Annotated in this window: 14 protein-coding genes and 2 pseudogenes; 3 read left to right on the top strand and 13 right to left on the bottom strand. The window is 73.4% G+C overall.

Annotated features, from left to right (window positions below):
• Position 1: 1 nt before the first annotated feature.
• From DMH08_RS07210 to DMH08_RS07200, 3 genes are read right to left on the bottom strand one after another with little or no spacing between them, the layout of a single operon-like run.
• Positions 2-583: a GTP-binding protein gene (locus DMH08_RS07210; RefSeq protein ID WP_026401015.1), complete on the bottom strand. Its 582-nt coding sequence runs from the start codon at positions 581-583 to the stop codon at positions 2-4.
• Complete coding sequence (locus DMH08_RS07205; protein ID WP_026401016.1) at positions 564-929, bottom strand: DUF742 domain-containing protein; 366 nt, start codon at positions 927-929, stop codon at positions 564-566. Before DMH08_RS07205 ends, DMH08_RS07210 begins: the two co-directional genes overlap by 20 nt.
• Complete coding sequence (locus tag DMH08_RS07200; protein ID WP_125612512.1) at positions 926-3,709, bottom strand: nitrate- and nitrite sensing domain-containing protein; 2,784 nt, start codon at positions 3,707-3,709, stop codon at positions 926-928. The genes DMH08_RS07205 and DMH08_RS07200 overlap by 4 nt, the downstream gene beginning before the upstream one ends.
• A gap of 137 nt (positions 3,710-3,846) precedes the next feature.
• Between DMH08_RS07200 and DMH08_RS07195 the strand changes: the two genes are divergently transcribed.
• Together DMH08_RS07195 and DMH08_RS07190 are read left to right on the top strand one after the other, a co-directional pair.
• A complete protein-coding gene (locus DMH08_RS07195) occupies positions 3,847-5,115 on the top strand; it encodes an ABC transporter substrate-binding protein (RefSeq protein WP_125612510.1) in 1,269 nt (422 codons plus the stop codon).
• A 129-nt stretch (positions 5,116-5,244) separates the two neighbouring features.
• On the top strand, positions 5,245-6,987 hold the full coding sequence (locus DMH08_RS07190) for a glycoside hydrolase family 3 protein (RefSeq protein WP_125612508.1): 1,743 nt from the start codon (positions 5,245-5,247) through the stop codon (positions 6,985-6,987).
• A 35-nt stretch (positions 6,988-7,022) separates the two neighbouring features.
• On the opposite strand, the gene DMH08_RS07185 is transcribed toward DMH08_RS07190, so the two are convergent.
• The 4 genes from DMH08_RS07185 to DMH08_RS07170 all read right to left on the bottom strand — a co-directional run bounded on the left by DMH08_RS07185 (position 7,023) and on the right by DMH08_RS07170 (position 12,241).
• A complete protein-coding gene (locus DMH08_RS07185; RefSeq protein ID WP_026401018.1) occupies positions 7,023-8,063 on the bottom strand; it encodes a family 2 encapsulin nanocompartment cargo protein polyprenyl transferase in 1,041 nt (346 codons plus the stop codon).
• A 198-nt stretch (positions 8,064-8,261) separates the two neighbouring features.
• On the bottom strand, positions 8,262-9,653 hold the full coding sequence (locus tag DMH08_RS07180) for a family 2B encapsulin nanocompartment shell protein (protein ID WP_233617452.1): 1,392 nt from the start codon (positions 9,651-9,653) through the stop codon (positions 8,262-8,264).
• Positions 9,654-10,249: 596 nt separating this feature from the next.
• Positions 10,250-11,626 (bottom strand): MFS transporter, encoded by a 1,377-nt coding sequence (locus DMH08_RS07175; RefSeq protein ID WP_051300219.1) that lies wholly within the window; start codon positions 11,624-11,626, stop codon positions 10,250-10,252.
• Positions 11,627-11,689: 63 nt separating this feature from the next.
• A complete protein-coding gene (locus tag DMH08_RS07170; RefSeq protein ID WP_125612506.1) occupies positions 11,690-12,241 on the bottom strand; it encodes a hypothetical protein in 552 nt (183 codons plus the stop codon).
• Positions 12,242-12,452: 211 nt separating this feature from the next.
• Between DMH08_RS07170 and lpdA the strand changes: the two genes are divergently transcribed.
• Positions 12,453-13,856, top strand: coding sequence for a dihydrolipoyl dehydrogenase (gene lpdA / locus DMH08_RS07165; protein WP_125612504.1), 1,404 nt, complete (start codon positions 12,453-12,455; stop codon positions 13,854-13,856).
• A 54-nt stretch (positions 13,857-13,910) separates the two neighbouring features.
• Here the strand turns inward: lpdA and DMH08_RS07160 are convergent, their stop codons facing one another.
• The 6 genes and pseudogenes from DMH08_RS07160 to DMH08_RS42595 form a co-directional block, all read right to left on the bottom strand.
• On the bottom strand, positions 13,911-14,774 hold the full coding sequence (locus DMH08_RS07160) for a phosphorothioated DNA-binding restriction endonuclease (RefSeq protein ID WP_125612502.1): 864 nt from the start codon (positions 14,772-14,774) through the stop codon (positions 13,911-13,913).
• A 198-nt stretch (positions 14,775-14,972) separates the two neighbouring features.
• On the bottom strand, positions 14,973-15,302 hold the full coding sequence (locus tag DMH08_RS07155) for an Imm21 family immunity protein (protein WP_199747655.1): 330 nt from the start codon (positions 15,300-15,302) through the stop codon (positions 14,973-14,975).
• Between the two features lie 29 nt (positions 15,303-15,331).
• A complete protein-coding gene (locus tag DMH08_RS07150; RefSeq protein ID WP_064743473.1) occupies positions 15,332-15,769 on the bottom strand; it encodes a DUF1707 SHOCT-like domain-containing protein in 438 nt (145 codons plus the stop codon).
• Positions 15,770-15,892: 123 nt separating this feature from the next.
• Positions 15,893-17,077, bottom strand: a pseudogene (locus DMH08_RS42605) (MFS transporter); the annotation flags it as partial.
• 116 nt (positions 17,078-17,193) lie between these two features.
• A complete protein-coding gene (locus DMH08_RS42600) occupies positions 17,194-17,454 on the bottom strand; it encodes a hypothetical protein (RefSeq protein WP_325052912.1) in 261 nt (86 codons plus the stop codon).
• A gap of 97 nt (positions 17,455-17,551) precedes the next feature.
• A pseudogene (locus DMH08_RS42595) lies at positions 17,552-18,415 on the bottom strand (M20 metallopeptidase family protein); the annotation flags it as partial.
• Positions 18,416-18,733: the final 318 nt, after the last annotated feature.

Genomic DNA, 18,733 nt, shown 5'->3' with positions numbered 1-18,733 from the left:
GCTACCGGGCGGCCGCCTTCTCCTTCTCGTTGACTGCGAGCAGGTGCGTGACCAGCGTCGTCAGCACCTCCTTGCCGGACGTCCGGCTCCGCACGTCGCACAGCACCACGGGGACCGCGGCGCCGAGGTCGAGCGCCTCGCGGATCTCGTCGACGGTGTAGTCGTAGCCGTCGTCGAAGCAGTTCACGCCGATGATGAACGGCAGGCCGCGGCTCTCGAAGTAGTCGACGGCCGGGAAGCAGTCCTGGAGGCGGCGGGTGTCGGCGAGGACGACCGCGCCGAGCGCCCCCGACGACAGCTCGTCCCACATGAACCAGAACCGGTCCTGGCCGGGCGTCCCGAACAGGTACAGGACGAGGCCGTCGCGGACGGTGATGCGGCCGAAGTCCATCGCGACCGTGGTGGTCGTCTTCTGCTCGACGCCCTCGATGTCGTCGACGCCGACGCCCCGGTCGGTGAGCAGCTCCTCGGTCTGCAGCGGGCGGATCTCGCTGACGGCGCCGACGAGGGTCGTCTTGCCGACGCCGAATCCCCCGGCGATGAGGATCTTCACCGCGACCGGTTCAGAGGGCTTGGAGACCATGCAGCACTTCCCTGAGGAGACTTTCCTTGGAGAGCGGGCTCTCCTGCCGGGGGCGGGTGACGGTGATCAGCCGTTGGCCGAGCAGGTCCCCGAGGAGCACCCGGACGACGACGAGGGGCAGTTCGAGCCGCGCGGCGACCTCGGCGACCGGTTGCGGCGCGGCGCACATATCGAGGATGTGCAGGTGTTCGGGACCGATCCCGGGCGTCCCGGCGCGCGGCCGGCCCGCGGTGGCGATGAGACTGATCATGTCGAAGGGCTCGTCGCCGGCGGGCCGGGCCCGGCCGCGGGTCAGCGCGTACGACCGGACGATCGGTCCGGCCTCGTCGTCGAGCCATTCGCTCATCCGGAGTCCTCACCGTCCTCGACCTGGGCGCGCCCGCGCCGGGTGCCGCGCTGGATGGACGACATCATCGCGCGGGCCTCCTCGGGGGTGCGGCGCGCGGGGGCCGGCTCCTCGGCGCCGCCGTCCGCGGCCGCCGGTTCGGCGTCGCGGAGCTGCGCCGCCATGTTCTGCTGCCGGACCCGCTTCGGCAGCGCCGGCCGCTCCGCTCCGGGCTTGCGGCGCCGCACGTCCCCGAGCGGCCGCTGCCGCTCGCTCGGCGCGCCGCCGTCCGGAACGTCCCCGCGGTCCGCGCGCTCGGGCTCGGGCTCCGCGGGCGCCGTCTCCTCCGGCCGCGCGGGCGGCGCGGGCGGTTCGGGCGCGAACCGCGAGGGGCGGAGCGGGTCGGCCTCGTCCGGAACGTCCCCCAGGACGTTCCCCGCGACGTCCTCGGCGACGTCGTCCGCGACGTCGTCCGGGGCGGCGGCGTCGTCCTGCCACGGCTCGTAGGGCGCCTCACCGGGCTGCGGGGCGCCGCGGCGGCGCCGCGGCAGCGGCGTCCTGCGGTCGCCCGGCGCGCCGGGGCCGTCCGGGCGGCGGGCGCCGTTGGCGGACCCGCCGGGCGGGGCGGCGCCGCGCGGGGCGGCGGGCACGTCCCCGACCATGGAGGCGGGCAGGCGGAGGACGGCGCCGCGGTCCTCGCCCGGACGGGCGGGGGAGACGACGGTGCCCGCGGGCACGAGCGCCTCCTCGGCGCGCCGGGTGGTGAGCGCGGGCGGGCCGTCCGGCTCGTCGGCGCGGACGATGAGGTCCTCGGGCAGCAGCACGATCGCGGTCATGCCGCCGTACGGGGAGGTGCGCAGGGTGACCCGGACGCCGTGCCGGCGGGCGAGGCGGCCGACGACGAACAGGCCGAGCCGGCCGCTGTCGGACAGGTCGAACTCCTCGGCGGTCGCGAGCCGCTCGTTCGCGGCGGCGAGCGCGGCGTCGTCCATCGACAGGCCGCGGTCCTCGACCTCGATGCTGTAGCCGTGCGCGACGGCCTGCCCGTGCACCTGCACCGTGGTGTGCGGCGGCGAGAAGACGGTCGCGTTCTCGATCAGCTCGGCGAGCAGGTGGATGACGTCGGCGACGGCGGGGCCGACGACGGCGGCGCCGGTCATCGGGGCGACGTTGACGCGGGTGTAGTCCTCGACCTCGGACGCGGCGGCGCGGGCGACGTCGACCACCGCGACGGGGGTGCGCCAGCCGCGGCCGGGCGGCCGCCCCGACAGGATGATGAGACCTTCGGCGTGCCGCCGCATGCGGGTGGCGAGGTGGTCGACGCGGAAGAGGTCCTCGAGGTCGTCGGGCTCCTCGATGCGGCGCTCCATGGCGTCCAGCAGCTTGAGCTGGCGGTGCAGCAGCGTCTGGCTGCGGCGGGCCAGGTTGACGAAGACCTCGCTGACGTTGCGGCGCAGCGTCGCCTCGGCGACGGCCTCCTGGATCGCGGTGCGGCGGGCGGCGTTGAACGCCTCCCCCACCTCGTCGATCTCGCGGGCGGCGAACGCGAGCGGCGGGGCCTCCGCGGCGACGTCCACGTTCTCGCCGCGGCGCAGCCGCGCGACGACGTCCGGCAGCCGGACGTCGGCGAGGTCGATCGCCTCGCGGCGCAGCCGGGCCAGCTCGCGGATGATCGAGCGCGCCACCCACACCGCGATGACGAGGGACGCGACGAGCGCGAGGACGCCGAGGGCCCCGGCGAGGACGACCCGCATGATGATCCGGTCGGAGATCGGCTCGGCGCGCTGCTCGGCGTTGGCGGCGAGCGACAGCTCCAGCCCGCGCAGCCGGGTGAGGTTGGAGTCGACGGTGGTCCTCCACAGCCGCCCGGCCTCGCCGGACTCGGCGACGGCGCGGCGGGACCCGACGAAGTGCTCCTCGATCGCGCGCAGCCGCCGGTACTCGGGGAACTGCACGACCTGCTCGTAGTACCGGCGGTCGGCGGGGCGCAGGTCGGCCGCGGCGTGCGCGTAGAGGGTGCGCTGCGCGCCGACGAGCTGGACGAACGTGGAGTGCTCGCCGGCCGTCATGCGCCCGGCGGCGAGGGCGCCGGCGAGCCAGGCGTTCTCCTGGGAGAGCGCCTCCCGGGCCTCGGTCAGCTCGGCCTGGCTGCGCGCGTCCTTGGCGACCTCGGCGTTGTCGAGGGTGACGAGCGAGCCCTGCAGCGAGCCGACGTCGGAGAGCAGCGCCGTGTAGTCGGCGAACGCGCGGTGCCGGTCGACGGCGCCGGAGTCGATGGCGCGGCGCCGGTCGCCGAGCCCGTCGAGGGACTGCAGGATCTTGTCGGCGAGGCGCAGCGTCCGTCCCGGCACGTCCTGGTCCTCGCCGTGGCGGGCGAGGTCGCGGAACAGGCGCGCCTGCCGGTCGGTGACGAGCCGGCCGGACTCGAGCGCGGCGCCGGCGTTCTGGTCGCGGGCGCCGAGGTACACCATCGACAGCCGCCGCTCCTCCTGGAGGGCGCTGCCGAGGGCACCCGCCGGGTAGGCGTAGTGGTCCTGGACGGTCTCGACGTGCCGCAGGTTCAGGCCCTCGCCGAGCGCGATGTTCGCGGCGAACGACCACAGCGCGGCGAGCGAGACCACCGAGACGGTGACCATCAGCACGACCTTGAAGCGGATGGACCGGAACCGGGCGGCCTTGGGCCCGCGCCGCGCCGGGGCGGCGGCCGGGTCGGTCGGCTCGGCTGGAACCGCCTGGCCGGCCGGGTCGGACGGCTGGGCGGCGGGGACCGCGGGCGCCGCGGAACGGCCTCGTTGTGCCACTTTCAGGGGAACTTTCGGTTGTGCGGGATCTTCGGGGGGAGCGTCCAGAGAGCCTAGGACGCGGCGGCCCGCGTGTCGAGATCATCACCGTAGGTATGTACGGACACCCGAAAATACCTCTACGATCATCCGGCGTGATGCCCGAAACCCCCCGAGAGTCCAGTTCGCACCGTCCGGACGTCCGGCGTGCGCGCCCGGCGGCCCGCGTCCGGCGGTCCCGGACGCGCGCGCGGTCCGCGCTCGCCGCGGGGGCGCTGGCGCTCGTGGCGGGCCTGACCGGCGCGTGCGTCGGCGGCGGCGACGCCGCCGTGAGCCCGTCGGCGCCGCCCGACCTGCCGATCCGGCAGGACATCGGCGAGGGCGAGGGCCGCCTCGACCTCGTCGTCTGGACCGGGTACGCGGAGGACGGCGCGCACGACCCGAAGGTCGACTGGGTGACGCCGTTCGAGAAGAAGACCGGCTGCCAGGTCAACGCGAAGATCGCGGACACCTCCGACGCGATGGTCTCGCTGATGGAGACCGGCCGGTACGACGGCGTGTCGGCGTCCGGGGACGCGAGCCTGCGGCTGATCTACGGCGGCCTCGTCGCGCCCGTCAACACCCGGCTGCTCAGCAACTACGCCGACATCGCGCCGTACCTGAAGGACCAGCCGTACAACTCCGTCGACGGCCAGATGTACGGCGTCCCGCACGGGTACGGCGCGAACATCCTGATGTACCGGACGGACAAGCTGCCGCGGCCGCCCGCGTCCTGGAGCGTCGTGTGGGAGGAGGACTCGCCCGCCGCCGGGCACGTCGTCGCCTACGACTCCCCCATCTACATCGCGGACGCGGCGCTCTACCTGAAGGCGCACCGGCCCGAGCTCGGCATCACGGACGTGTACGCGCTCGACGAGGAGCAGTTCGCCGCGGCCGTCGACCTGCTGAAGCGGCAGCGGCCGATGGTCAACCAGTACTGGCACAACTACCTGGACGAACTCCAGTCGTTCGAGGTCGCCGCGAACTACGCGGGGACGGCCTGGCAGGTGACGGCGAACCTCGCGAAGGCGCAGAAGGTGCCGGTCGCGACGACCATCCCGAGCGAGGGCGCCACCGGCTGGTCCGACACGTGGATGGTCTCCTCGAAGGCCGAGCACCCGTCCTGCATGTACCAGTGGATGAACTGGATCACGACGCCGCAGGTGCAGGCGCAGGTCGGGCAGTGGTTCGGCGAGGCGCCCGCGAACCCGAAGGCGTGCCGGTACACCGCGGCGGGCTTCTGCGACACCTACCGCGTCGGCGACCGCGAGTTCTACGACCGCATCGCGTTCTGGCGCACGCCCGTCCAGAACTGCGGCGACGACCGCGGCGACGAGTGCGTCCCGTACGAGCGGTGGACGCAGGCGTGGACGGAGATCAAGGGCTGACCGCCCGCGGGCGCTTCGGACGGCCGGGGGCGGGCACGCCCCCGGCGTGACCTTGGCAACTTTTCCCCTTGACGGCGCCGCCGCCGATCAACTGGTCTATACCAGATCGGACCAGTCCAGGAGGCGAAGATGAAGGTGCTCCCCGCGGTCGTCGCCGCGGCCCTCGGGCTCGCGCTGGCCCCGGCCGTGCAGCCGTCCGCCCACGCGCAGGCGCCCCCGCCCGACCGGGGGCGGCAGCGCTGCGACGCCGACGCGACCCTGGCGCGCATCACGGACGCCGAGAAGGTCGGCCAGCTCGTCATGGCGGTGACGCTCGACGGCCCCGACGGGATGCCGGACGAGCGGACGCGCCACCTGATCCAGGACCTGAAGCTCGGCTCGTTCATCACGTCCGAGCCGCGGACGCCGGAACTCGCGGCCCGCTACAACAACCGGCTGCAGGAGTGGGCGCGGGACACGCGGCTCGGGCTGCCGCTGCTCGCGTCCGGCGACTTCGAGTTCGGCACGACCCACAACGTCCGGGAGGGCACGACCGCCCTGCCGAACGCCATGGGGCTCGGCGCCGCGCGCAGCCCGGCGCTCGCCCGCGAGGCCGCGCTGATCACGGCGGCGGAGGCCCGCGCGATGGGCTTCCACTGGAACTACGCCCCGGTCGCGGACGTCAACACCCGGCCGGAGAACCCGATCATCGGCGTCCGCTCGTTCGGGGAGCGGACGGACCTGGTGAGCGGGCTCGTCGAGACGCAGGTGTCGGCGTACCGGCGGGCGGGGATGATCGCGACGCCGAAGCACTTCCCCGGGCACGGCGACACCGAGACCGACAGCCACACCGGCCTGCCGTCCGTCGGGTACGACCGCGCGACGCTGGAGAAGGTGCACCTGCCGTCGTTCGCCGCCGCGATCGACGCGGGCGTCCCGGCGATCATGACGGCGCATGTCATCGTCGAGGCGGTCGATCCCGAGCTGCCCGCGACGCTGTCGCCCAAGGTGCTGACCGGGCTGCTGCGCGGGGAGATGGGCTTCGACGGCCTGATCGTCACCGACGGCATGGCGATGGACGCCATCGACGAGAACTGGGGCACCCGCGACGCCACGGTGATGGCGATCAAGGCGGGCGCGGACGTCATCATGTCGACCGGCGACCACGCGGCGAGCGCCGAGGCCGTCGGCGCGCTCGCGGACGCGCTGCGCAGCGGCGAGCTGCCGGAGTCCCGGGTGGACGAGTCCGTGCGGCGCGTCCTCGACCTGAAGTGCGCGTACGACGTCGCCGGGCACCGGTTCGCGAGTCCGCGGGCCGCCGCGGCGGTGTCCGGCAACAAGGCGTTCCGGCGGCGCGCGACGCGGATGGGCGTCGCGGCGACCACGCTCGTGAAGAACGCGGGCGGGGTGCTGCCGTTCGACGCGGGCTCCGGGGAGCGGACGCTCGTCGCGGGCGTCGTCCAGACCGAGCCGTTCGCCCGCGCGCTGGACGCGGCGTCGGAGGGGCCGGTGTCGCGCTGGGAGGCGCCGTCGCCCGACCCGACCGACGCGGACGTCGCGGCGGCCGTCCGGGCGGCGGGCGGCGCGGACCGGATCGTCGTGGCGACGTTCTCGTCCGGCACGCTGCCGGACGGGCAGGCGAAACTGGTGCGGGCGCTGCGGGCCACCGGCAAGCCCGTCGCGGCCGTCGCGATCGGCCTCCCCTACGACATCACCGCGTACCCGGACGTCGACGCCTACCTCACCACGTACGGGACGACCGCCCGGACCCAGCGCGTCAGCACGGCGATGCACGAGGGCGCGGCCGAGGTCGTGTTCGGGAGGCAGCCCGGCGGCCGCCTCCCGGTCACGGTCGGGGACCTCTACCCGTACGGCCACGGCCTGCGGTACTGACGGCCCGCGGCACCGGCGGCCCGCCGGTGCCGGCGTCAGCGGTCGCGGTGGGTGAGCAGGTGGGCGAGGGCCCGCAGCTCGCCCGCCGCGGCCGGGACGGGCGCGGCCGCGTCCAGGTCGGTGAGCGCGGCGGTGTACAGGGCGTCGGCCTTGCGCGCCGCCCACTCGCGCGCGCCCGCGTCCTCGACGAGCGCGGCGGCGCGGGCGGCGTCCGCGTCCGGCAGCGGCGCGTCCCGCCGGTAGATCTCGGCGAGCTCGTCCCCCGCCGGGGTGCCGGACGCGAGCGCCGCGACCACCGGCAGCGACTGCTTCCGGTTCCGCAGGTCGGAGTGGACCGGTTTGCCGGTGACGTCCGGGTCGCCCCAGATGCCGAGGAGGTCGTCGGCGAGCTGGAACGCGAGCCCGACGCGTTCGCCGAACGAGCCGAGCCGGTCGGCGCGCGGGCCGTCCGCGCCGCCGTGCGCGGCGCCGAGCGCGCACGCCGCGCCGAGCAGCGCGCCCGTCTTGCGGCCCGCCATCGCCAGGCACTCGGCGAGCGGCACCGCCTCGGCGCGCCGCTCGAACGACAGGTCCTCGCTCTGCCCCTCGACCAGTTCGAGCACGGCGCGGCCGAGCGTCCGGACGGACGCCGCCGGGGCCGGCCCGCCCGCGAGGGCCTCGAACGCGCCGGCCAGCAGCGCGTCGCCCGCGAGGATCGCGGTGTTCGAGCCGAACACCGTCCAGGCGGTGGGGCGGTGCCGCCGGGTGGCGTCGCCGTCCATCACGTCGTCGTGCAGCAGCGAGAAGTTGTGCGCGAGCTCGACGGCGACGGCGGCGGGCAGCGCCGCGGCGGCCGTCCCTCCGACGGCCGCCGCGGACAGCAGCGCCAGCGCCGGGCGGACGGCCTTGCCCGCGTCGCCCGTCGCCGGCCGGCCCTCCGCGTCCCGCCAGCCGAAGTGGAATCCGGCGACGGCGCGGGTCGCGGGGGGCATGGCGTCGACCGCCGCGCGCAGCGCCGGATCGAGCAGGGCCCGGCTCCACGCCAGCACCTCGGCGGGCGGGCGCGGCGGCGCGTCGTTCCAGTAAGAGACTGACATGGCGGGCCTTCCCTCAGCGGGCTGTCTCAGCGGCTGTCTCGGCGGGCGGAGCGGGCGCGGGGCGCCCCGGCGGCGCGGCGCCCGCTCGCGGTGCGGGGCCGGGCCCGTGGCCGGACGCCCGGCGGCACGTCCTCGGGGACGTTCCGGCGGGCGCCCGGCGGTGCGTCTCCCCGGCCGGGAGGATGCTCGGACCGGACGTCACGCTCCCGCACCGTGGGCGATCTCGACGGACTCCAGCATCGCGAGCGCGTCCGGCACCAGGACGGCCGTCGAGTAGTAGGCGCTGACGAGGTACTTGATGAGCGCCTTCTCGTCGATGCCCATGAAGCGGACCGACAGCCCCGGCTGGTACTCGTCCGGCAGGCCGGTCTGGTGCAGCCCGACGACGCCCTGGGCGGACTCGCCCGTCCGCATCAGCAAAATCGAGCTGGTGCGGCGCGCGCTCACCGGGATCTTGTCGCACGGGAAGATCGGCACGCCGCGCCAGGCGGGGACCCGCTGGCCGAGGACGTCGACGTGGTCGGGGTACACGCCGCGGGTGCTGCACTCGCGGCCGAACGCGGAGATCGCCTTCGGGTGCGCGAGGAAGAACGCCGGCTCCTTCCACACGAGCGCGAGCAGCTCGTCCATGTCGTCCGGCGTGGGCGGGCCGCCGCGGGTGTGGATGCGTTGCGAGAGAGCCGAGTTGTGCAGGAGCCCGAACTCCCTGTTGTTGACCATCTCGTTCTCCTGGCGCTCGCGCAGCGCCTCGATGGTCAGCCGGAGCTGCTGCTCCACCTGGTCCATCGGGTGGTTGTAGAGGTCGGCGACGCGCGTGTGGACGCGCAGGACCGTCTGCGCGACGCTCAGCTCGTACTCGCGCGGCGAGGCTTCGTAGTCGACGAACGTGCCGGGCAGCGTCGGCTCGCCGGCGTGGCCGGCCGACAGGTCGATCGCCGCCTCCCCGTGCTGGTTGTGCGCGCGCGCCGGCGTGTTGCGGTACTCCTCCAGGTGGGCCTGGAGCGTCGGCGACTGCCCGAGCGTCTCCTGGAAGTCGCCGACGCTCATCGTGAGCAGCGTGCAGGACGTCACGGCCTTCACCGTGCTGTCCCACTCGGGCGCCTCCTCCTCGCCGAGGAGGGCCTGGTCGCCGAAGAAGTCGCCGTCGGCGAGCGTGCCGTGCACCGCCTCGGTGCCGTACTCGCCCGCGGTGACGCGGCTGAGCTTGCCGTGCGCGACGAGGACGACCTTGTCGACGGGCCGGCCCTCCTCGACGATGACCTCCCCGGGCTCGTACTCGTGCTGGACGAACCGTCCGGCGAGGGCGTCGAGGGCCAGGTCGTCGTCGTAGCCGCGCAGCGGCGGCAGCTCGCAGAGCTCGCGGGGGATGACGCGGACGTCGGCGCCGGTCGACACGAAGGTGACCCGGCCGTCGCCGAGCGTGTAGGTGAGCCGGCGGTTGACCCGGTAGGCGCCGCCCTTCGCCTCCACCCAGGGCAGCATCCGCAGCAGCCAGCGGGAGGTGATGCCCTGCATCTGGGGGACGGTCTTGGTCGTGGTCGCCAGGTTCCGTGCCGCCGAGGTACCGAGGCTCAACTGCTGTTCCGTCACGTGCACACCACCGATTCGTCGCCGTTCGCTTCGGAAATGGTCGATCGGGCACGGAAAAAAGGGGCCGGTGTTACGACCTGCCCGTTCCGCCGCGCCGCCCGATCGACCAACCGTGACGCTACCGACGGTAATCACTTGGGCGCAACGTGCGATCACCTTCACCCTTGCTTTACCCCGGGGTCACAGGACTCGCACCCTCCCGTGATGGCGCTCCGCCGGACGATCGTCCGGACGTCCGGGCGCGCGGCGCGACGACCACCGGTTTTTACCGTCCAGTGTGGTTTCGCCGCAGGTCAGAGCGGTGCAAAGTGATACAAATCACCGGTTTCGGCGGGCCAGGCACGGAAACATCGGCCGCATAGTGGTGTTGTGCCTGATGCGCGACGGGTCCCGGGAGGCGGGACCCGGCCGGACCCGAGAGGAGGCCCCCAGTGATCGTGTGGACCGCACTCGCGATCGAGACCGTCGCCGGACTGGTGATCGCCGGAACGCTGGTGGGCTGGGCCCGCCGGTATTTCGCCCGCTGACACGGCGAAAGGCTCGCCCGGGGATCGCCGGAAAGAGCGATCCCCGGGCCGCATATCAACAGAAAACCGTTATTTCGCCCCGGAGCCCGCGAGTTCCGGGGCGTCCTCGTTCCCGACCTCGTCGATCGGCACCCGCGCCGTCTCCGGGATCTTCAGGATCGGGACGAACGCCACCAGCGCCGCCAGCATCAGGTAGAACGCGGGCACGTAGTTCGAGTCCGTCACGCTGATCAGCGAACCGACCACGACCGCGGTCGTCCCGCCGAACAGCGACGTCGAGATGTTGTAGCCGATCGCGAACGCCCCGTACCGCACGTTCGTCGGGAAGATCGCCGGGAACGTCGAGCCGATCACCGCCAGCATCAGCACCAGCAGGCCGCCGATGATCGCGTACCCGGCCAGCACGCCCAGCGCGTCGTTCGTCTGCATCAGCGCGAACGCCGGCCACGACAGCAGGAAGAACCCGACCGCCGCCGCGATCAGCAGCGGCTTGCGGCCGATCCGGTCCGACAGGGACCCCAGCGGCACGATGAACAGGATCATCACCGCCTCCACCCCGATCGTCACGAGCTGCGACGACGTGTCGTCGTAGTCGAGGTAGTCGATGAGGTAGGACGGCATGAACGTCAGCATCGTGTAGTCCGCGATGTTCAGCAGGAACACGATGCCGATCAGCAGGAGGATCCGCCGCTTGTAGTGGACCAGCGTCTCCTTCAGCGGCGAGGCCGCCTTCTTGCCGGCCTCCTCCATCTTCTGGAACGTCGGCGTGTCCTCGATGCGGGTCCGGACGTAGAGCCCGACGATGCCGAGCGGCAGCGCGATGAGGAACGGGATCCGCCAGCCCCACTCGCGCATCGCGTCGTCGCCGAGCACCACCGTCATCAGCAGCACCAGCCCGGCGCCGAGGATGTAGCCGACCAGCGTCCCCAGCTCCAGGAAGCTGCCGTAGAACCCGCGTTTGTTCGTCGGCGCGTACTCGGCGATCATCGTCGCCGCGCCGCCGTACTCACCGCCGGTGGAGAAGCCCTGGATCAGCCGGACGGCCAGCAGCACCAGCGGCGCCGCGATGCCGATCACCGCGTAGCTCGGCAGGATCCCGATCACGAACGTCGCGCCCGACATCAGGATGATCGTGGTGGCCAGGACCCGCTTGCGGCCCAGCTTGTCGCCCATCGGCCCGAAGAACAGCCCGCCGAACGGCCGGGCGAGGAACGCCGCCGCGATGAGCGCGAACGACCGCAGCGTCGCGCTGCCCGCCGAATCCTCGGGGAAGAAGACGTCCCCGATGATCGCGGTCATCACCCCGGCGCTGAACACGCCGAAGTCGAACCACTCGATGCAGTTCCCCATCGCGGAGGCGATCACGGCCTTGCGCACCGCCGCCTCGTCGACCTCCGCCTCGCCGCCCGCCGGTTCCGCGGGCGCCGCTCCGGACTCTGAGCTCATCGGCACCTCCCGGCCTTGGCCCTGCCCGAAGATCGACAAAGCTAACGCGGAGGTGCGAAGCGGTCACCCGCGGCGAGATTCCTCGACGGCCTCTTCGAGGTCGGCGGTGTCCCCGGCGGGGTCGCCGTCCCACGCCGCGCGCCCGTCCGCGTCGTGCGCGTCGTGCGCGTCGTGCGCGTCGTCCTCGCCCATGCCGAGCAGCTCGTCGGTCAGCTCGGGCAGGCTCACGGTCCGCTGCGGATCGTCGGGCACGTCCAGCAGGTCGTCCTCGGGGATCGGGACGATCGCCTGCGTCTCCTGCGCCTCCCGAGTGATCACCCCGCTGGCCAGCACGTTGTACCGGTGCCGCAGCGCCCCGTTCTCGCGCAGCAGGTCGTCCGCCTCCCGGCGGACCCGCGCCACCCGCCGCGCCATCCGCGCGTGCATCATGTACCCGCCGGCGGACGCGCCGAGGACGAACCCCGCGACCGGCAGGCCCACCGCGGGCGGGACCAGCGCCGTCACCAGCGCCACCAGGACGGCCACCAGCACGACCAGCACGAACACCACCGCAAGCGCCCGCGTGTGCTGCTCCATCCAGTCCAGGACGGCGTTGACGCGCTTGGGGATCCGCACTCGTCTTCTCCTCCGGGTTCCGGGCGGGACGGGGACATCTGCCGACAACGACCGGGCGGGCTCGCCCTGTTCCACCGCCCGTGGAGACAACAGTACGTGACGGCGCGGGTCCCTCGGCGGGACCTCCCGGACCTCCCCCGCATCCCCTCCCCCGCGCCTCCCGCGCGACCAGGATGCGAGCACCGCCCGCGGCGGAATATCGTCACTCAATATGAGCGAACACTTTGATGTCGTGGTCCTGGGCGCGGGCCCGGGTGGATATGTCGCCGCGATCCGGTCGGCACAGCTCGGGCTGAAGACGGCGATCATCGAGGAGAAGTACTGGGGCGGGGTCTGCCTCAACGTCGGCTGCATCCCCTCGAAGGCGCTGCTGCGCAACGCCGAGCTCGCCCACATCTTCACCCAGGAGCAGAAGACCTACGGGATCAACGTCGAGGGCCAGGTGTCCTTCGACTACGGCGCCGCGTTCCAGCGGAGCCGCCAGGTCTCGGACAAGCTCGTCAAGGGCGTCCAGTTCCTGATGAAGAAGAACAAGATCACTTCCTACGAGGGCCGGGGCACCTTCACCGACGCCACCACCCTCCAGGTCGCGAAGGCCGACGGTTCGTCCGACACCGTCACCTTCGACAACTGCATCATCGCCGCGGGCGCGCACACGAAGCTGCTGCCCGGGACGGCCCTGTCCGAGCGGGTCGTCACCTACGAGGAGCAGATCCTCACCTCGGAGCTGCCCGAGAGCATCGTGATCGCCGGCGCCGGGGCCATCGGCGTCGAGTTCGCCTACGTCCTGCACAACTACGGCGTCAAGGTCACGATCGTCGAGTTCCTCGACCGCATGGTGCCGAACGAGGACGCCGACGTCTCCAAGGAGCTCGCCAAGCGGTACCGCAAGCTCGGCATCGACGTCCTGACCTCCACCCGCGTCGACTCCATCGACGACTCCGGCCCGAAGGTCAAGGTCACCATCACCGGCAAGGCCGGCGAGCAGCAGGTCATCGAGACCGACAAGGTGCTGCAGGCCATCGGCTTCCAGCCGAACGTGGACGGCTACGGCCTCGACAAGGCCGGCGTGCGGCTGACCGAGCGCGGCGCGATCGACATCGACGGCCGCTGCCGCACGTCCGTCCCGCACATCTACGCCATCGGCGACGTCACCGCCAAGCTGATGCTCGCGCACGCCGCCGAGGCCATGGGCATCGTCGCCGCCGAGACCATCGCGGACGCCGAGACGATGGAGCTCGACTACGTGATGATCCCGCGCGCCACCTACTGCCAGCCGCAGGTCGCGTCGTTCGGCTGGACGGAGGCGCAGGCCAAGGAGCAGGGCTTCGACGTCAAGGTCGCCAAGTTCCCCTACAGCGCCAACGGCAAGGCGCTCGGGATGGGCGAGGGCGACGGCTTCGTCAAGGTGATCAGCGACGCCAAGTACGGCGAGATCCTCGGCGCCCACCTGATCGGCCCCGAGGTCACCGAGCTGCTGCCGCAGCTCACGCTCGCCCAGCAGTGGGACCTCACCGTCCACGAGGTGGCCCGCAACGTCCACGCCCACCCGACCCTGGGCGAGGCCGTCAAGGAGGCCGTGCACGGTCTCGCCGGCCACATGATCAACATGTGAGCGCGCGGGCGTGCCCGCCCCCGGGCACGCCCCGCACCGCCGCCCGGCCGCCGCTCAGGCGGCGCGCGGGGCGCCGCGGAACACCTCCCGGCCGTGCCAGGCGACCCGCTCGGCGGCCACGGCCGGGAACGCCCGCTGCGGCGGCTCGACCGGGCGCCCCGCCAGGTCGAGGACCTGCGTCCGCGCGGCGGTCCCGCGCCCCACGAACATCGTCGACACGGTGATCCGGCGCTCCGCCGTCATGCCGAGCACGCCCTTGTCGAACAGCTTGTGGTGCATGACGCACAGGCAGATGCCGTTCGCGACCTCGTCGGGCCCGTTGAACGCCCACCACTGGACGTGCGCGGCGTCGAGCCCGACGGCCGTCCCGTCGAGCGCGCCGTCGAACCCGCAGAACGCGCACCGGTACTCGTAGGCGACCAGCACGTCCCGGCGGAACTCCCGGTCGCGGCGGCGGGCCCCGGCGGCGCCGTCCACGGCGAGCCCCACCGCCGCGCACAGCTCCTCGTGCAGCGACGGCTCGAAGTTCGCGTCGAGGACCGCGCGGCCGAGCCGCGCCGCGAGGCCCGGGTCGTCCCGAAGGTCGCGCGCCAGGTCGTCCGCGAACCGCCCGGCGGCGCCCGTACGGCGCAGCGGCCCGACGTTCGGTCCGGGGCTGCCGCCGCCGTCGGCCGTCCGCACGTCCCACAGGCCGTCGCTCGCCAGGTGGTGGAACGGGTAGGCGGGGCTGCTGCCCTTCCGCCAGAACTCGTCGAGCAGGTGCTGCAGCCGGTCCTCGGCGTCGCGGTAGACGATCGGTTCGTCGCCGTGGTTCTGGAAGTGCCCGAGCGCGTACAGCAGCAGCAGCGGCTTGTGCGGCGCCCGCTTGTCGCCGCGCCGCCATTGGTTGACCGTCGTGACCCGCTCCGCCCAGTCCACGCCGGAACCCTACTGCCGGGCCGCCGGTCAGGCGGCCGGGTCGAGCCTCACCAGGTGCATCCAGGCGGACGCGTCTTCGCGATAGGCCGCGCGGACCCGGTGGGGACCCGGCGGGAGCTCGACGCGCAGGCGGCCGCCCGGCCCCGGTTCCGGGCCGGGGTAGGCGGAGTCGAACAGGACGGCGGGACCGCCCGCGTCTCACGTGAGCTCCTCGTCCCACCGGACGGACGAGCGCAGCGCGGTCTCCGCGGCCGCGACGAGGGCGGCCTCCGAGTCGGCCGCCGACCATCGCAGGAAGGCGCGTTCGTCCGGCAGGTAGGTGGTGGTCGCGGGCTCGTCGCCGAGGACGAGCGCGTGCCCGGCGCCGACCGGCACCAGCCCGATGTACCCGTCGACCGCGCAGGCCCGGCCGTAGTCGCCCCAGGTCTCCTCCGGGCCGTCGCCCTCCGCACCGGCCCACCGGACGAGCAGCGCCTCGGGCACGACCACCAGCGGCCCGCCGCCCGATTCGACCCACGTGAAACGCATGCTCCGAACCTACCGGCCGCGGACGCCCGTCAGTCGTCCTTGCTCGGCCAGAGGATGTAGGAGACGAGGACGGCGGCCCAGATGGCGAGCGGGACGAGCGGCCAGTAGAACTCCCACTCCCCGTCGCGGACGGCGTCGACGGCCCAGATCGTCGTCATGATCAGGGCGCCGCCGCCCCAGTAGCCCCACTCCTTGGTCCACTCGCGCTTGTCGGCCTCGGCGCGCGCGGCCCGCCGGGCGGCGGCCTCCCTGGCGCGGGCGGCGCGCGACACCGGCAGGTCGGCGGTGAGGGGGCGGAGCGCGCCGAGGGTGGTCGCGGCGGCGGCGACTTCGAGCCGCCGGTTGTACTCCGCGGTGTCGAGGGCGCCTTCGGCGAGGGCGTCGCCGAGGCGCTCGAACACCGCGTTGCGGTCGGCGTCGGACGCCCGCAGCTCGGCGCGCTCCAGGTCACCGGTCCGTGGTTCCATCGTGGCCCCCCGTGTGCTGGTCGGACGTCTCCAGCATCACGCGCGGCGCGGCCCGGATCGTCCCTCGGCGCGACGATTCGCCGGTACATCCTTCGGAGGACGGCCCCGCTCCGCGGGAAGGACTCAGCCCGCGCCGTCCGGGAGGTGCGCGCGGAGGCCGTCGCGGGCGTAGGGGCGGTACAGCGCGGCCGAGGCGAGGCCGTTCGCGGCGGTGAGGACGACCGTGGTGGCGAGCAGGCCGTACTGCAGCCCGAACCGGTCCCCGAGGTGGCCGGTGAGCAGCGCGTACCCGCCGATGGCGACGGACTCGACCATGTAGACGGAGACGGCGAACGCGACGGCCCGCAGGTGCGGCGGCACCACGGCCATCACCAGCGGCCGGTTCACGACGGGCACCTGCCCCTGGAGCAGCCCGACGGCCGCGAACAGCGCGATGTACGGCGCGATGCGGTCCGCCGAGACGGTGAGGGTGGCGCAGGCGGCGGCGGCGAAACCGAGCTGGCTGGCCTGGAGCATCACCACGCGGCCGCTGCGCGGCAGGGCCCGGTGCACGCGGTCCATGAGCCGCCCGCCGAGCAGGGTGCCGACGATGTAGCCGAGCGCGAACGGCAGCGCGATGACCGAGGCCGTGGCGGTGGTGAACCCGCGCTCCTCGACCAGGTAGACGATGCCGAAGGTCATCATGACGTTCTGGCCGGAGAAGAGGCGCTGCACCAGCAGGTAGCGGTAGGTGCGGATGCGCAGCAGTTCGCGGAGGTCGCGGCCCGCCTTGCGGGCGCTGAACCCGGACGGCCGGGGCGGCGCGGCGGGACGGGGGCGGCCGGGGTCGTCGAGGAAGGCCAGGATCAGCACCCCGACCAGCAGGCAGACCGCGCCCGAGGCGAGGTACCCGTAGCGCCACCCGTCGTCGAAGTGCGACAGGAGCCCGAACAGCGGCGCGCTGACCCCGGTGATGACCGCGACCCCGGCGTACAGGACGCCCGTGGCGCGGCCCCGGTGGTGGTCGTCGTAGACGTCGCCGAGGATCTCCAGCGCGATGGCGCCCGACCCGGCGAACCCGGCGGCGCCGATGCCGTAGAGGACGAGGAACACGGCGAAGTTCGGGGACAGGCCCGCCGCGATGATCCACGCGCCCCAGAAGCCCGAGCAGACCGCCAGGACCGTCCGCCGCGAGTGCCGGCGCGCGAGCAGCGCCCACGGGACGCTCGTGAGGGCGCCGGCGACCTTGGTGACCGCCGTGATCAGGCCGAGCGCCGCCCCGGACAGCCCGAAGGCGTCCCGCATCAGCGGGAACATCACCGTGGTGAGGCTGCTCTCGGTGTTGTCCATCGAGGTGGACGCGGTGAGCAGCGCGAGGTTCCGGCCGCGCGCCGCCCGCCCGCCGCTCCCGCGGGCCGCGGGCGCGGCCGTCTCGGCGGGGGCGCTCATCGCGCCGCCCCGTCGAGCGTCCGGACGGCCAGCAGCGCGAGCGCGGCGGCCTGGTCGGCGAGGACGCCGTCGTCGAACACCGCGCGGGGGGAGTGGTTCGGCGCGGGCGGCCCGTCGAGGCCGGGCGGGCCGGCCAGCAGCATCAGCATGGTCCCCGGCACCTCCCGGGTGACGAACGAGAAGTCCTCGGCGCCCATCGTGGGGTGCGGCGCCTCGACGACCCGGGCGTCGCCGAAGGACGCGCGGAGGACGTCCAGCGCCCGGGAGGTCGTGGCCGGGTCGTTGACGACGCTCGTACCCGGTGGTGACCTCCGTTGCGGCGGTCGCCCCGTGCGCCTCGGCGATGCGGGCGGCCACGGCGGGCAGTTCCGCCTCGACCCTGGCCAGCGCCTCGGGGGACATCGTCCGGACGGTCCCGCTGAGGCTCCCGGAACCGGGGATGACGTTGGCGGCGCCCGTCCCGGCGGCGAGGTTCGTCACCGACAGCACGACGGGGTCGAACACGTCGAACCGGCGGGTGACGAACGCCTGGAGGCCCAGCACGATCTCGGCGAGCACCGGCACCGGGTCGACCGCCTCGTGCGGCCTGGACCCGTGCCCGCCCCGCCCGGACACCTCCACGGCGAAGGTCGTCGAGCTCGCGGTGACCGTACCCGGCCTGGTCACGAAGGTGCCGCGCGGACCGGGCCCGACGTGCACGGCGTACGCGGCGACCGGAGGTTCGCCGGTCACCTGGAGCAGCCCCTCGTCCAGCATCAGCCGGGCGCCGCCGAACCCTTCCTCGCCGGGCTGGAACATGAACACGACGTCCCCGGCGAGTTCGCCGCGGTGCTCGTGCAGGAGGCGGGCGGCGCCCACCAGGCCCGCGACGTGCAAGTCGTGCCCGCACGCGTGCATCGCGCCGTTGGACGACCGGAACGGCACGTCGGCGTCCTCTCGCAGGGGCAGGGCGTCCATGTCGGCGCGCAGCAGGACGGCCGGGCCGGGACGGGCGCCGCGCAGGACCGCGACCACCGAGGTCAGCGCCGTCCCGGTGCGCACCTCGAGGCCGAGCGGAGCGAGCGCGTCCAGCACCTTGCGCTGCGTCTCCGGCAGGTGCAGGCCCAGCTCCGGCGCGGCGTGGATCGCCCGCCGCAGACCCACCAGGCCGGGCAGCAGGTCCGCCGCTCGAGCGACGAACCTGTCGCCGAGGGCGTCCCCCGGCCCGTTCGCAGCCATCTCCACCGCGACCTCCTGTTACCGAACGTTTTGTATGGTTTTGCTCACTGAGTACGTGATCGTAAGAGCCTACTGATCCACCGTCAATGCCCAGCGCGGACACAACTTCGCAGTTGAGGAGGATGAACAGCCCGCAGCACACACCCACACCGCCCCCGACGGTAGGCAGATGCACAGTTGCTTCTCAGACAGTAAGTTCAGAAACTGCCTTGCGTCGACGAAGCCGACGCGGCATACGAGCTGCGCCCGTTCAGGACGTCCGGGACGTGATGGACGAACACGAGGCGACGTCGACCACCGGGCTCACGATGCCCCGGT

The sequence above is a fragment of the Actinomadura sp. WAC 06369 genome (assembly GCF_003947565.1).
Taxonomy (GTDB): Bacteria; Actinomycetota; Actinomycetes; order Streptosporangiales; family Streptosporangiaceae; genus Spirillospora; species Spirillospora rifamycini.
This window is presented reverse-complemented; position numbering and strand designations above follow the sequence as displayed.